12 protein-coding genes are annotated in these 14277 nt (G+C 34.1%); 5 read left to right on the top strand and 7 right to left on the bottom strand.

Annotation, left to right across the window (positions count from 1 at the left end; genetic code table 11):
* The first annotated feature begins 144 nt into the window (after positions 1-144).
* Entirely contained in the window at positions 145-1092 is a 948-nt protein-coding gene (locus ACNQGG_RS09440) for an L-threonine 3-dehydrogenase (RefSeq protein ID WP_417963337.1), read from the top strand.
* A gap of 65 nt (positions 1093-1157) precedes the next feature.
* Here ACNQGG_RS09440 and ACNQGG_RS09435 read toward each other — a convergent pair whose 3' ends face one another.
* The 4 genes from ACNQGG_RS09435 to ACNQGG_RS09420 form a co-directional block, all read right to left on the bottom strand.
* On the bottom strand, positions 1158-3029 hold the full coding sequence (locus ACNQGG_RS09435) for a M1 family metallopeptidase (RefSeq protein WP_417963574.1): 1872 nt from the start codon (positions 3027-3029) through the stop codon (positions 1158-1160).
* Positions 3030-3092: 63 nt separating this feature from the next.
* Complete coding sequence (locus ACNQGG_RS09430) at positions 3093-4703, bottom strand: S8 family peptidase (protein WP_417963335.1); 1611 nt, start codon at positions 4701-4703, stop codon at positions 3093-3095.
* A gap of 188 nt (positions 4704-4891) precedes the next feature.
* Positions 4892-6520, bottom strand: a complete 1629-nt coding sequence (locus ACNQGG_RS09425) for a S8 family peptidase (protein ID WP_417963333.1) — start codon at positions 6518-6520, stop codon at positions 4892-4894.
* Between the two features lie 71 nt (positions 6521-6591).
* Positions 6592-7452, bottom strand: a complete 861-nt coding sequence (locus ACNQGG_RS09420) for an MBL fold metallo-hydrolase (RefSeq protein WP_417963331.1) — start codon at positions 7450-7452, stop codon at positions 6592-6594.
* 163 nt (positions 7453-7615) lie between these two features.
* Here ACNQGG_RS09420 and ACNQGG_RS09415 point away from each other — a divergent pair, with 163 nt between their 5' ends.
* The 4 genes from ACNQGG_RS09415 (at position 7616) to sufD (ending at position 11586) form a co-directional block, all read left to right on the top strand.
* Complete coding sequence (locus ACNQGG_RS09415; protein WP_099714058.1) at positions 7616-7945, top strand: HesB/IscA family protein; 330 nt, start codon at positions 7616-7618, stop codon at positions 7943-7945.
* 18 nt (positions 7946-7963) lie between these two features.
* Positions 7964-9412 (top strand): Fe-S cluster assembly protein SufB, encoded by a 1449-nt coding sequence (gene sufB / locus ACNQGG_RS09410; RefSeq protein WP_417963328.1) that lies wholly within the window; start codon positions 7964-7966, stop codon positions 9410-9412.
* Positions 9413-9444: 32 nt separating this feature from the next.
* Positions 9445-10197, top strand: coding sequence for a Fe-S cluster assembly ATPase SufC (gene sufC / locus ACNQGG_RS09405; protein WP_039108445.1), 753 nt, complete (start codon positions 9445-9447; stop codon positions 10195-10197).
* Between the two features lie 72 nt (positions 10198-10269).
* A complete protein-coding gene (sufD, locus tag ACNQGG_RS09400; protein ID WP_417963325.1) occupies positions 10270-11586 on the top strand; it encodes a Fe-S cluster assembly protein SufD in 1317 nt (438 codons plus the stop codon).
* 113 nt (positions 11587-11699) lie between these two features.
* On the opposite strand, the gene ACNQGG_RS09395 is transcribed toward sufD, so the two are convergent.
* The 3 genes from ACNQGG_RS09395 to ACNQGG_RS09385 form a co-directional block, all read right to left on the bottom strand.
* Positions 11700-12080, bottom strand: a complete 381-nt coding sequence (locus ACNQGG_RS09395; RefSeq protein ID WP_417963323.1) for an ASCH domain-containing protein — start codon at positions 12078-12080, stop codon at positions 11700-11702.
* A 182-nt stretch (positions 12081-12262) separates the two neighbouring features.
* Positions 12263-13753, bottom strand: coding sequence for a PIN domain-containing protein (locus tag ACNQGG_RS09390; protein ID WP_417963321.1), 1491 nt, complete (start codon positions 13751-13753; stop codon positions 12263-12265).
* A gap of 2 nt (positions 13754-13755) precedes the next feature.
* A complete protein-coding gene (locus ACNQGG_RS09385; protein WP_417963319.1) occupies positions 13756-14274 on the bottom strand; it encodes an ATP-binding protein in 519 nt (172 codons plus the stop codon).
* Positions 14275-14277 lie beyond the last annotated feature (3 nt).

Here is a 14277-nt window from a genome sequence, read left to right as displayed (position 1 = left end):
TCTAGAAGCTCTTTTTGTATTTAAAAAAACAAAAATTAAGAATTTTACACCCGTTTTAAATACCATTTTAGTAAATTTATAACTTTTTATATCAAATTTGTGTTATTTACGAAAATGTTATCTTTGGATTTCAAAACAGACAAAATGAGTACTAAAATATTGATTATCGGCGCTTGCGGACAAATTGGAACGGAACTTACCCATAAGTTGCGAAAAATATATGGAACAGAAAACGTAATTGCTTCTGATATTCGAAAACTGAATAATGACGTAGTCAATTCGGGTCCTTTCGAAGTGATAAATGCGCTGGATTTCAATCAAATTGAGCATCTTGTAGAGATTCATCAAATCGATGAAATCTATCTTATGGCGGCATTATTATCGGCAACGGCCGAGAAAAACCCTGCTTTTGCTTGGGATTTAAATATGAACTCCTTGTTTCACGTTTTGAATTTGGCGAAAGCTAAAAAAATAAAAAAGATATTCTGGCCTTCCAGCATTGCTGTTTTTGGCCCAACAACACCCAAAGAAAATACATCACAATATACCATTATGGAACCTTCAACCGTTTATGGAATCAGCAAACAAGCAGGTGAAAGATGGTGTGAATACTACCACAATATTTTTGGCGTTGATGTGCGGAGCATCCGTTATCCTGGTTTAATCAGCTGGTCTACGCCTCCCGGTGGTGGAACTACAGATTATGCCGTAGATATTTTCCATAAAGCACTTTCAGACAAAACATACGAATGTTTTTTATCCTCTGAAACTAAAATGCCGATGATGTATATGGATGACGCCATTGCTGCAACGATACAAATTATGCAGGCGCCGGTTGAACAAATAAAAATTTATTCTTCCTATAATCTGGCGGCAATGAGTTTTACACCAACAGAGATTGCCGCCGAAATCAAAAAACACATTCCTGAATTTACCGTTACCTACAAACCTGACTTTCGTCAAAAAATAGCCGATAGCTGGCCGGCAAGTATTGATGATACTGAAGCCAGAAACGATTGGAATTGGAAACACAAATTTGATTTAGAAAGCATGACAGTGGATATGTTGAAAAATTTGGGCGCCGAAAAATAAAATTTATTACTTAAAACCAAAAAGAGTCTAGTTTTACGCTAGACTCTTTTTGGTTTAATGAAAAATTACTTTATTTCATACGTATTATTTTCTCTTTTCACATCGGCCATTAATCCGCTTGGGTCAATGGTGATTTTCTTTACGGTCGTTTTCGGTTTAGCAATTATAAACTCAAAACTTGGATACGCCCAAGCCCAATCATTCAGAACTGTTCTTTTTACTGCTGGATTTGGATTTTCTTTTTCAAAACTCATCATGCGTAGTGGAATGTAGAAACTTTCTGTGCTTCCATCCGTATATTCCACAGTCAGATCGATTGGCATCGGCATTCTGCCTATTCTTTCTAATGTTACAACAGTTTTATCGGCATCATCTTTTACTGTTGCGATTCCATAGTCAATCGTGTTCGTAGTTTCGGTCCAATCCACCAAATACCAATCTAGATTTGCCCCCGAAACACGTTCAGCAGTTCTCTTGATATCATTTGGCGTAGGATGTTTGAACTTGAAATCTTGGTAGTATTTTTTTATTGTTTTGGCTAAATTATCCTGTCCAATCACGTAACCCAATTGCGACAAGAAAATACTGCCTTTTACGTAAGACGAAATACTATAAGGACGGTTTTCATCATAACGATCGCCATGAGTGGTTTGCGGTTGTTCTTTCCCTGATTCAACTAACTTATAATAGGCCGCATAATTCCCTTTGAATGGATTTTCTTCTTTTTTGACTGCCATTTCATTTAATGCCAAATCCTCTATGTAGGTTGTAAAACCTTCATCCATCCAAGGATGTTTCGATTCATTTGAAGCCAAAACATGTTGAAACCAAGAATGTCCCAACTCATGCGTTGCAGTACCTAAAATTCCTTTTAAAGTTCCGTCACCTAACATCAACGTACACATGGCATATTCCATTCCGCCATCTCCGCCTTGAATAAAGGAGTATTGCTTGTATGGATAATCTCCAATGTGTTTATTATAGAAATCCATCACATTGACCATTAATGGCTCTAATTGTTTCCAATTTTCCATCGTCTTTGGACTATTTTTATACAAGAAATGCAAATCAACATTATTAGGTCCTTTGACTACATCATGGATGTAATTTTTATCGGCTGCCCAAGTAAAATCATGAACCATTGGTGCTATAAAATGCCACGTCACTGTTTTTATTTTCTTTGGATAAACTACAATTCCTGCATCTTGATATCCATGTCCAATTTGGTTTTGGTTTTGTAAATAACCGGATCCCCCTAAAATGTAATCCTTATCAATGGTAATATTTACATCAAAATTTCCCCAGACACCCTGAAATTCTCTGGCGATATAAGGATCTGCGTGCCAGCCTTCAAAATCGAATTCGGCAATTTTTGGATACCATTGTGCCATTGATAATTCTATTCCTTCCACATTATTTCTTCCGGAACGACGAATTTGGACTGGAACCTGACCATCAAAATCCAACGTTAAAGTAGTTTTTGAATTCGGTAAAATTGGCTTTGCCAAAGTCACTTCGAGAATCGTTCCTACCGTTTTTGCGGAAGCGAGAATTCCATCTTGTTTGAAATTAGTGATTTTCAAATAGCCAATTTCATTAGGTTTCAAAGTTTTGATTCGGCTTTCTTTGACCTCTTTACCGTCTACTTTTATTTTGTTGACCATTCGGGCATCCGGATCTTTGATGCTTTGAATTCGGGCATCCATTTCACTTCCGGGTTGGAAAGCATTATTGAACAAATGGTAATACACTTTTCTCAAAGTATCAGGAGAATTATTGGTATAAACCAATTCCTGCTTCCCTTTGTATTGGTGATTTTTCACATCCATAGTGACGTCCATTTTATAATCAACATGTTGTTGCCAATACGTGGAGCTTTGAGCCAATAAAGCACTACAATTAAGTGTGATAAAAGATAGTAAAAGGAATTTTCGCATCATTTTTTATTATAAAAAATGGAAGAGCAAAAGCTCTCCCATTAGATTAACACCTATTTGGATTTAATTTTTAGATATTCTTTCAGCTAAGATCAAAGCATTACAAGCATTGATCATTTTCCCTGATTTTGAAGTATCAGTTGCCGATTTTTTTTCATTATTCTCCCCTAATTCTACTGATGCTGGCAGTGGTGTTCCAGAATCCATGAGAATTTGTTTTACTTGCTTGGCAGACAATTTAGGATAATACGAACGAACTAATGCGGCCACTCCAGCTGCATTTGGCGAAGCCATTGAGGTTCCTTGTTCGTATTTGTATTTATTATTTGGCACTGATGCATAAATTTCCATACCCGGAGCATACACATCTACATTGATTTTTCCATAATTAGAAAATGGTGCAACTACCGCTTCTCCATATACATTATTCAAGGCTCCAACAGTAAGAACGTTTTTAGCAAACTCTATTTTGTTGTCTTCAGAATCATTTGGAAAATTGATGTTTTTTTCTAAATCAATATCATTCCCATCATTTCCTGATGCGTGTACGAACAAAACATCTTTCTTTTCAGCGTATTTTATAGCATCAAAAACCCATTGCTTGTGTGGAGAATAGCTTTTCCCAAAACTTCCATTGATTACTTTGGCCCCATTATCAACCGCATACCGAATCGCTAAAGCAATATCTTTATCGTATTCATCCCCATTAGGAACGGCTCTTATGGCCATAATTTCAACATTGTTTACAACTCCGTCACCTCCAATATTGTTGTTTCTCACTTGAGCAATGATTCCGGCAACATGAGTTCCATGCAAGGCTTCTTCTTTATCCGGCCCGTAAACAACATTATTTCCGTATTTGGTATCGTTTATATCATCCGGATTATCGCCAATAATTTTTCTGCCATTAAAATCTTTATTCAAATTATAATTCAATTGGTCGTAAATATACTTTCTGTATTCTTCGATATCAGCGCTAAATTTTGGACCTGACTGCCCAATAACGCGCGTCATAATCATTTTACTTTTATTCAACACTTCATCAGTACTCACAATTGCATTCAATTCTTCAAGCGTATAATCGTCTTTCTTTAAATACGTTTGGATCACTTTATTGGTATTCAAAAGAAAATCTACTTGTTGTTTCCCTTCTAAAGCTTCGTTGTATTTCTTTTCATAATCTGCTTTAGCATTTTTATATGCCACTGATCCATCATCTGCTTTTTTCAAAATACGGGTCATCTCTAAATTTTCAAATCCTGAATCACCAAGGAAATTCCAGCCATGAATATCATCTACAAATCCGTTTTTATCATCGTCAATTCCGTTTCCTGTAATTTCTTTGGTATTGGTCCAAATCACTGATTTTAAATCTTCGTGGTCAATATCAACTCCTGAATCTACAATCCCTACGATAACTTTTACTCCTTTTTTATTTTTCAATAATTCGGAGTACGCTTTGTCAACACTCATTCCCGGAATCGTATCTTTCACTAAATCTAGATGACTCCAACGTTTTAAATCTGTTTCACTTATAGGAGCAACTTTCTTAATAATTAACGGAGCACTTACTATTGTAGGAGCCGTAGTTTTGGAAACTTGTTTTTGAGCACTACATCCCACTAATGCAAAAAAAGCAACAGCTGAATAGTAAATGGGTTTAATATGGTTCATTTATAAATTTTTAAATTAAATGTGGGGCCTAAATTATGTTTTTTTATCACAAAATTTAAATGGATTAACACTCCATTAAGATTTGTTCGAAAGCAAAAGAGTGAATCTTAAAGGGTATTTTTATCTTGTTCAAAATAAAAAAAGGAAGAACAATCTGCCCTTCTATTTATAAATTGAAATTGAAATTATTATTTTTTAGACATTTTTTCTGCCATCAATAACGCATTGTATGCATTTACTATTTTTCCGGATTTAGATAAAGTAGTAAAAGATCGTGTGTCAGCAGGTTTTCCACCAACAATAACATCTGTAGTAATCGCTACTCCTGAATCCATCAAAATGTGTTTTACCAGTTGTGCGGATAATTTTGGGTAATACGAACGGATTAATGCTGCAACTCCGGCAACATTTGGCGAAGCCATTGATGTTCCTTGTAAGTATTTATAAGAATCATTTGGTGTGGTCGCATAAATTTTTACACCCGGTGCAAAAACGTCAACATTGGTTTTTCCAAAATTAGAAAATCGTGCCACTACCTTGTTTCCGTATTCAAAATTTAAGGCCCCAATTGTGATTACATTATCCGCAAATTCAGTTACTTTATCATCAGAATCGTTAGGAAAATTATTTTCGGTGTCAATATTTTTTGCTTCATTCCCGGCTGCATGAACAATTAACACATCCTTTTTCTCCGCATATTTGATAGCGTCATAGACCCATTGTTTATGAGGGGAAAAGCTTTTTCCAAAACTTCCGTTAATTACTTTAGCACCATTATCAACCGCATACCGAATTCCAAGTGCAATATCTTTGTCATATTCATCTCCGTCTGGCACCGCGCGAACGGTTAGAATTTCAACATTATTTGCAATTCCGTCACCGCCTAATTCGTTGTTTCTGGTTTGAGCAACAATTCCGGCAACGTGAGTTCCATGAAGAATTGCATTCTTATCCGGACCCATAACATTATTGTTCCCGTATTTAGTATCTGTTATATCTTCTGGATTATCTCCAACAACTTTTCTGTAATCTATTTTTAGATTTTCTCCTTGCAAAAGGGTATTGATACCATCTAATTGTTTTTGAACAGCAACTTTCAGTTCCGCTATGGGCATCCCATAAGAAAGCATTTGCTCCATAGCAGCCTTACTTTTTTGTACTTCCGGTTCTTGTGAAACAATTGCTTTTACCTCTTCAACTGAATAAACTGGCTTTCCAAAATGCTTAATCAATCTAGCATCACCTTCGTTTAGGGTAACTAACATTTGCTCTGAACTTGTTTTTCTTTTTGTGGCATCTGCCATTTTAGTATCACTAAGCGTTTTTGCTGCCTTATAGATTACTTTGTCAACAAGATTCTTGTTTTTGATAATTCGCTCATATTCATAATGTTCCTTGGTAATGTCTCCTAGAAAATTCCAACCGTGAATATCATCAACATATCCATTTTTATCATCATCAATTCCGTTTGCTACTATTTCTTTTGTATTGGTCCAAACCACCGATTTTAAATCTTGATGCTCAATATCAACTCCTGAATCTACAATCCCTACGATAACTTTTACTCCTTTTTTATTTTTTAATAATTCGGCATAAGCCCTATCAACACTCATTCCGGGAATGGTATCTTTAACTAGGTCTAAATGACTCCAACGTTTCAAATCGTTTTCATTTATTGCGGCATTTTTTTTAATGTTTAGCGGAGCACTTATCGCAGTACTTGTTGTTATAGAATTAGAAACTTGTTTTGAAGCGCCACATCCTGACAGAGCTAATATTGCAAGTGCAGAAATGTAAATGGGTTTAATACTATTCATGTGTAGGTTTTAAAAGTTACAAAATTAGTATAAAATAAATTATTTTGTTACAAAAATATTAAGAGTTGACATTATGTTAGGATTTGGTCACAAGTAAATCGCTCTTTCAACCGAACTCCTTTTTCTGTTTTTTCTACCGTTATAATTTCGTTATGCGCATCGTGTTCCAAGAACAAATAATAATTATTCTCAGCAGCTGTATTCATGAATTTTGATTTTTCGTCCAATGTTAAAAGCGGCCTGGTATCATAGCCCATCACATAAGGAATTGGAATGTGTCCGGCTGTCGCCAATAAATCAGCGCAAAAAACAATCATTTTGTCTTTATATTGAATGTGTGGAATCATTTGTTTCTCCGTATGGCCATCAGCAAAGAAAATACTGAAACCCAGTTCTGATTTTTCAAGGAAATCTTCTTCAGTTCTTTGGATAAAATACAACTGTCCGCTTTCTTGCATTGGCAAAATATTCTCAGACAAAAAAGACGGTTTTTCTCTTAGATTAGGTTTTGTTGCCCATTCCCAATGCTTATCATTACTCCAAAATTTAGCATTTTTAAATGCTGGTTCGTAGCCCGTTTTGTCCTTATTCCATTGCACACTTCCGCCGCAATGATCAAAATGCAAATGCGTCATAAAAACATCCGTAATTTCATCCCGATGGAAACCAAATTTACCTAAGGATTTATCCATGGAATGGGTTCCCCAAAGCGAATAATACCCATAAAATTTCTCGGATTGTTTATTTCCCATTCCGGTATCAATCAAAATCAATTTATCGCCATCTTCAATTAATAGGCACCGTGCGGCAATATCAATCAGGTTATTTTCATCGGCTGGATTGGTTTTATTCCAAATGCTTTTTGGCACCACACCAAACATTGCGCCGCCATCCAGTTTAAAATTTCCAGTTTCTATAGGATATAATTTCATGGTTTTTTTTCGAGAGGAATCAAAGTTAAGGAATTCAAACGCTTTTATCGGTTCCAAATAGCTTTTTTCTATTTTGGCATTAGCTATAAAAATGTTATCAATTATGGAAAAAGATTTTTATACACTATCTTTGTCCTTAATTTAGACAAAATCAATATAAGCTATGATAAAAGTTTCTGACACTGCAAGAAAAAAAATCATCGATCTAATGAAAGATGATGGTTTTGATGCTGCAATCGACTACGTAAGAGTTGGTGTAAAAAGCGGCGGATGTTCTGGATTGTCTTATGATTTAAAATTTGATAAAACAAAAAGCGACGACGATAAAATTTTTGTAGACAACGATATCACTATCGCTGTAGAAAAAAAATCTTTTCTATACTTAGCCGGAACAATATTAGAATTTTCAGGAGGAATAAATGGTAAAGGATTTGTTTTCAACAACCCAAACGCCAATAGAACTTGTGGATGTGGAGAATCATTTTCTCTGTAAAACATTAAATAAAAAAATATGTCAAAATATACCGAAGACGACTTAAAAATCGAACTCGAAACTAAAGAATACGAATACGGATTTTATACCGAATTAGAATCAGAAACGTTTCCTATTGGTTTAAATGAAGATATCGTTCGCGCTATTTCGCACAAAAAAGGAGAACCTCAATGGATGACCGATTGGCGTCTTGAGGCTTTTCGTGCTTGGGAGCAAATGATCGAGCCAGAATGGGCTAATGTGCATTATACCAAACCTGATTTTCAGGCCATTTCCTATTATTCAGCTCCAAAAGCGGTAGATCCTAATAAAACATTAGACGATGTAGATCCTGAACTTTTAGAAATGTATAAAAAGTTAGGCATCTCGGTCGATGAGCAAAAGATGATGAATAATGTGGCAATGGATATCGTAGTTGATTCGGTTTCAGTAGCGACTACATTCAAGAAAACATTAGGAGAAAAAGGAATTATCTTCATGAGTATTTCTGAAGCCATCAAAGAACATCCCGAATTAGTTCGTAAATATTTAGGAACGGTTGTACCACAAAAAGACAACTTTTATGCGGCGCTAAATTCGGCAGTTTTCTCTGATGGGTCTTTCTGTTATATTCCAAAAGGGGTGCGTTGCCCAATGGAACTATCGACATATTTTAGAATCAATCAAGCTGGAACAGGACAATTCGAAAGAACATTACTTGTCGCTGACGAAGGTAGTTATGTATCTTACCTAGAAGGTTGTACAGCTCCATCTCGTGATGAAAATCAACTGCACGCTGCAGTAGTAGAATTAATCGCATTAGACGATGCCGAAATAAAATATTCAACCGTACAAAACTGGTATCCTGGGAACAAAGAAGGAAAAGGCGGCGTTTTCAATTTTGTGACCAAAAGAGGAATCTGCGAGAAAAACGCAAAAATTTCTTGGACACAAGTTGAAACCGGTTCTGCGATAACTTGGAAATATCCTTCCGTTATTTTAAAAGGAGATAATTCGACAGGAGAATTTTATTCGATTGCTGTTACCAATAATTTCCAACAAGCCGATACAGGAACCAAAATGATCCATTTGGGTAAAAACACTAAATCGACCATTATTTCTAAAGGAATTTCTGCCGGAAGATCACAAAACAGTTACCGTGGTTTAGTGCAAATTAGCGCTAGAGCGGATAATGCCCGAAATTTTTCACAATGTGATTCCTTATTAATGGGGAACAATTGTGGAGCACATACTTTCCCTTATATCGAAAGTAAAAATCCATCGGCAAAAATCGAACATGAAGCTACGACAAGTAAAATTGGCGAAGACCAAGTTTTCTATTGCAACCAACGTGGAATTCCAACCGAAAAGGCTATTGCCTTAATCGTAAACGGTTTCAGTAAAGATGTATTGAATAAGTTACCAATGGAATTTGCCGTAGAAGCACAAAAATTATTAGAAATTTCTCTTGAGGGATCTGTAGGATAACCTTTTTAAGACTTTATAAAAACAAGACGTTTATGTTATCAATAAAAAATTTACACGCCTCCATTGGAGACAAAGAAATATTAAAAGGAATCAACCTTGAAGTAAAAGCTGGAGAAATTCACGCGATAATGGGGCCAAACGGTGCTGGAAAAAGCACCCTTGCTTCCATCATTGCAGGAAACGAAAACTACGAAGTAACCGAAGGGGAAATCTCTTTAGACGGAGAAGACCTTTCTGAATTGGCACCAGAAGAAAGAGCGCACAAAGGCGTGTTCTTATCGTTCCAATATCCAGTGGAAATTCCAGGAGTTTCTGTAACGAACTTCATGAGAACCGCGATTAACGAAACTCGTAAAGCTAAAGGTCTGGAAGAAATGCCTTCTAACGAAATGCTAAAAGTGATTCGTGAGAAATCAGAATTATTAGAAATCGACAGAAAATTTCTTTCTCGTTCTCTAAACGAAGGTTTTTCCGGTGGAGAGAAAAAACGTAACGAAATTTTCCAAATGGCAATGTTGGAACCAAAATTAGCTATTCTTGATGAAACTGATTCTGGTCTTGATATTGATGCGTTACGTATTGTTGCTAATGGCGTTAACAAACTAAAAAGCGACAAAAATGCAATCGTAGTGATTACGCACTACCAAAGATTATTGGACTATATCGTTCCTGATTTTGTTCACGTGCTATACAACGGAAAAATTGTAAAATCCGGTGGAAAAGAACTAGCACACGAACTAGAAGAAAAAGGATACGACTGGATTAAACAAGAACAAGAAGCGTAAAATTAGTTCGCAGTTTACAGTTTGCAGTTTGCAAAACTCCAACTTACAACTACCAACTTATAACTACCAAAAATGGAATTAAAAGAAAAATTACTATCGTCTTTTATGGCTTTCGAAGAGCGTGTCGATGTTCACTCCGAACTTCATGATGTGAGAACTTCAGCCATAAAAAACTTTGAAGATAAAGGTTTCCCAACCAAAAAAGACGAAGCTTGGAAATATACTTCGCTAAACGCCATCTTAAAAAATGACTTTACCGTTTTTCCAAAGAAAGAAAGTGCCATTGAATTTAACCACGTAAAAAAATACTTTTTACACGAAATAGACACTTATAAAGTGGTGTTTATTGACGGGATTTTCAGTTCGCATTTATCGTCAACAACACACGACGGAATCGATGTTTGTTTGATGTCATCAGCATTGAACAAACCAAAATACAAAATGGTTATTGATGCGTTTTTTAATCAAATTGCCAGCAAAGAGGAAAGTCTGACTTCTTTGAATACGGCTTTCGCCAATGAAGGAGCGTATATCCACGTGCCAAAAAGTAAAGTTGCGGATAAACCTATTGAGATTATGTATTTCTCAACAGGAAATGAAGCGGCGCTTTTGGTTCAACCCAGAAACTTGGTGATTGTAGGGGAAAATTCACATGTTCAAATTATCGAACGCCATCAAAGTTTGACTGAAAATCCAGTGTTAACGAATTCCGTTACCGAGATTTTTGCCCAAAAACGTGCTATCGTGGATTATTACAAAATTCAAAACGATGCACTTGAAGCGAATTTAATAGATAATACGTTTGTTTCCCAACAGAAAGAAAGTCATGTTTCAGTTCATACCTTCTCTTTTGGAGGAAACTTAACTAGAAACAACTTGAATTTTTATCACTTTGGGGAACGATTGACAAGTACCTTAAACGGGATTACAATTATTGGGGAAAAGCAACACGTAGATCATTATACTCTAGTAAAACATTCGGCTCCAAATTGCGAAAGTTTCCAGGATTATAAAGGAATTTATTCCGATCGTTCTACAGGAGTTTTCAATGGAAAAGTCTATGTGGAGAAAGACGCTCAAAAAACGAATGCATTTCAAAAAAGCAATAACATTCTATTGAGCGACAAAGCGACAATCAACGCTAAACCGCAATTGGAAATTTTTGCTGATGACGTAAAATGTTCTCATGGTTGTACCGTTGGACAATTGGACGAAACGGCTATGTTTTATATGCAAGCACGTGGAATTCCTAAAAAAGAAGCTAAAGCGTTATTGATGTATGCGTTCTCAAATGCAGTTATCGAAAACATTAAAATACCGGAACTCAAAAAACGAATTACCACTATCATCGCCAATAAATTAGGCGTAAAATTGGGATTTGATTTGTAGTACAATTCAAAAAACAGATATAAACAAACCCGACAGATTTTAAAAACCTGTCGGGTTTGTTTTTTTGGAGCTAATCCCGCTATCCATTACAATTTTTTTTCGAGGCTAAAAAATTATTCTTTTGAATTCCAATAAGCGAAAGATTGTGGCGGAGTTAAATTATAATCTTCTTTTAGACTTTTTGGAATTGTAAATCTTTTTTTGTTTTTAATTTGAATAGCAAATCCGTGTTTTCTATCAGCAAAATATTCGTAAAAATAATCTTCTGTTATTCCAGAATGTTCTTTGGTTTTGTCCCAAAGTGTTTTAAGATCAAAATTGAATATTTCACCAATTTCAAATTCACCGATTACTTTTTGAACAGGAGAAGAAGCATAAACTAAAACGGAAGTAACATTTTGGTTTTTGAAAATAGCTTTTCTGAATTCAAATTTTTTTGTCCCATCAAATATTTTATTTGCAAATTGGGGCTTAATTGACATTACTACTTTCATTTCTATATAATGTGTTGAATATTAATTCTTTAAATTAATAGTTTTTAAAAAAAAACTACTATCAAATGTACCTTAAATTTATAATAGAATAAAGACAAATAGTAAAAAGGTTTAGATGATTAATAGTTTCTCTTTTGGTTCATTAAATTTTGATTGATAATAATTAAACAAAAAAACATTTTTTAATAAGCATATTTTAAAAGTTTATCAAATTGTTCAACAGTAATTTTAGAAAATCCTCTTGGTACATTTTCATAACTTGAAATAATTTTATTATCAACCAACCATTCAAGGTTTGGTCTTTTTTTAAATGAATATGTATAAAGGAAATTCACAATAAAAGGTCTGTTTGCAGGATTATGATTCCAATGTTCTGACAATTCTTGATTTGTAAAGACACTTCTTTTCCTGCATATCGAAACAAACTCTTCTTCAGTTTCAATATTTAAAACACTAGATTCAACTATTCCTAATGTTGTTGCAACACCCTTATATTTACCACCAGTCATATAAAAAACAACAACATCTCCTGATTTTAAATTCTTTTCATAAGAACGCGAAATATATACTTTGCTTAAAGAATTTCTATGAGGATAATTTTCTATAAAATCTTTTGGAGATTGATTATTTAATATCGAATCAGGAAATAATTCGGTGTGATATTGAGGATAAATCGGAACTATAAAAAGATTTTGTTGTCGAGAAAAAAAAGGAAATGTTAGTTTAGGATTATTAACATCAATAAATTCTTTACTAAAAGTTCGAACATAAACTTGCTCATCACCGTTTTGAGTTGTTTTTGTACCGTATAAATTGAATCCCCATAATTTGAGAAGCTCTATTAACCTTTCTTGCTCTTCTCTTTTATCAAAGATTGTAACATATATTTCATCAACTCTATATTGTAATGCGTTATCAAATATTATTTTCAAAAATCTTTCACCAATCTTGTAGCCATTTGCCGTTACTTTAAAGGTTCCAATTTTCAATCGTTTTTTCTTTGCAAAAGCAGGATTGATTTCAGAATAATTTTCATTTTCATCTTCTCTTTTTATAAATAAAAATGCAGTTAATTGATTTTCACTATAACATACATAACAAATGTCATCTGATTTTTTATTAAACCAACGGTCAAATTCGGCATAATCTTCTCTGAAACTGTTAAAAAATTCATCTTTTACATTTACTTCAGCAAAATCAACTTTTTGTACTGATAAAACTTTATAATCAACTAAATCTGGATTTTCAGAAGTAACTTTTTCTAAGAAATTTTGAATTTTAAACACTCTATCTGATATACCAAGTAAACTTGCTTTTGTGTGTATTTTTTTATCCTCGGAAATTAAAATATCCACCCTGCCTTCATAAACTTCATTTAAGATTTGAGTGTCATTTATATCATTGTCTTGATTATCCACTTTACCACTTACCTTCAATATTTCTTCGCCTAATGGAGCCTGGTTTTTAAGCAAATTATAACTTTCAATTTTAATACTCATTGTGTCAAGAGCATTCGGATCTTTATATCTTTCTAATTCTTCAACAGTTAACGGATGAATATATTTAGAATATTTAAGATTGTCAATCCATTTGAAAAGTTGACCAATTTCTGGTTTGTATATTTTGTTTGCTTCTCTATGAATAATGATATTGGTATCTAGTAAAATTTTCATCGTTAAATAATTTCCATTAGTTGAGTATAGTTCCCATCTTTTATTTCGATATAAGGTATTGAATATTTATCTGAAAGATATTTGGCATATTCTATTTCCATCCGTTGTAATTCATTCAAAACTTTAGCATCATACATTTTGCCATCTCTTGCTTTTAATCTTTCAGCAATTTTTTTAACATCATCAATTACAATCGTTATAACTTTTGGATTAATTTGGTCAAAAGTATCTTCATCAATTCTTCTTGGAAACCCATCTGAATTTAATAAACAGAAATGACCATCAAGAAGATATTTTCCATCTTTTCTAATTAGATTTTCCAGCCCTTTTATTAATCTGCTTTGGGTTGAAGCAATATTTTTTACAAGTTTATTATCTCTGTCGCTAATTTCTTCCCATTTTAAAATTTGACTTGCGGTAAGATGGATTAAATCAGTTTTTAAGGCTATTTTTTTACAAATGGTACCTTTTCCAACACCATGAATCCCTCCTATAAAAATTATGTTTTTAATACGTTTCATTAA

Origin of the sequence: Flavobacterium esculini (assembly GCF_048284325.1) — a bacterium.
Classification (GTDB): domain Bacteria; phylum Bacteroidota; class Bacteroidia; order Flavobacteriales; family Flavobacteriaceae; genus Flavobacterium.
This window is presented reverse-complemented; position numbering and strand designations above follow the sequence as displayed.

Bases quoted from the DNA above. Each gene is read 5' to 3' on its own strand.
- ACNQGG_RS09440 (WP_417963337.1), top strand. From the start codon at position 145: ATGAGTACTAAAATATTGATTATCGGCGCTTGCGGACAAATTGGAACG.
- ACNQGG_RS09435 (WP_417963574.1), bottom strand. From the start codon at position 3,029: ATGCGAAAATTCCTTTTACTATCTTTTATCACACTTAATTGTAGTGCT.
- ACNQGG_RS09430 (WP_417963335.1), bottom strand. From the start codon at position 4,703: ATGAACCATATTAAACCCATTTACTATTCAGCTGTTGCTTTTTTTGCA.
- ACNQGG_RS09425 (WP_417963333.1), bottom strand. From the start codon at position 6,520: ATGAATAGTATTAAACCCATTTACATTTCTGCACTTGCAATATTAGCT.
- ACNQGG_RS09420 (WP_417963331.1), bottom strand. From the start codon at position 7,452: ATGAAATTATATCCTATAGAAACTGGAAATTTTAAACTGGATGGCGGC.
- ACNQGG_RS09415 (WP_099714058.1), top strand. From the start codon at position 7,616: ATGATAAAAGTTTCTGACACTGCAAGAAAAAAAATCATCGATCTAATG.
- sufB (WP_417963328.1), top strand. From the start codon at position 7,964: ATGTCAAAATATACCGAAGACGACTTAAAAATCGAACTCGAAACTAAA.
- sufC (WP_039108445.1), top strand. From the start codon at position 9,445: ATGTTATCAATAAAAAATTTACACGCCTCCATTGGAGACAAAGAAATA.
- sufD (WP_417963325.1), top strand. From the start codon at position 10,270: ATGGAATTAAAAGAAAAATTACTATCGTCTTTTATGGCTTTCGAAGAG.
- ACNQGG_RS09395 (WP_417963323.1), bottom strand. From the start codon at position 12,080: ATGAAAGTAGTAATGTCAATTAAGCCCCAATTTGCAAATAAAATATTT.
- ACNQGG_RS09390 (WP_417963321.1), bottom strand. From the start codon at position 13,753: ATGAAAATTTTACTAGATACCAATATCATTATTCATAGAGAAGCAAAC.
- ACNQGG_RS09385 (WP_417963319.1), bottom strand. From the start codon at position 14,274: ATGAAACGTATTAAAAACATAATTTTTATAGGAGGGATTCATGGTGTT.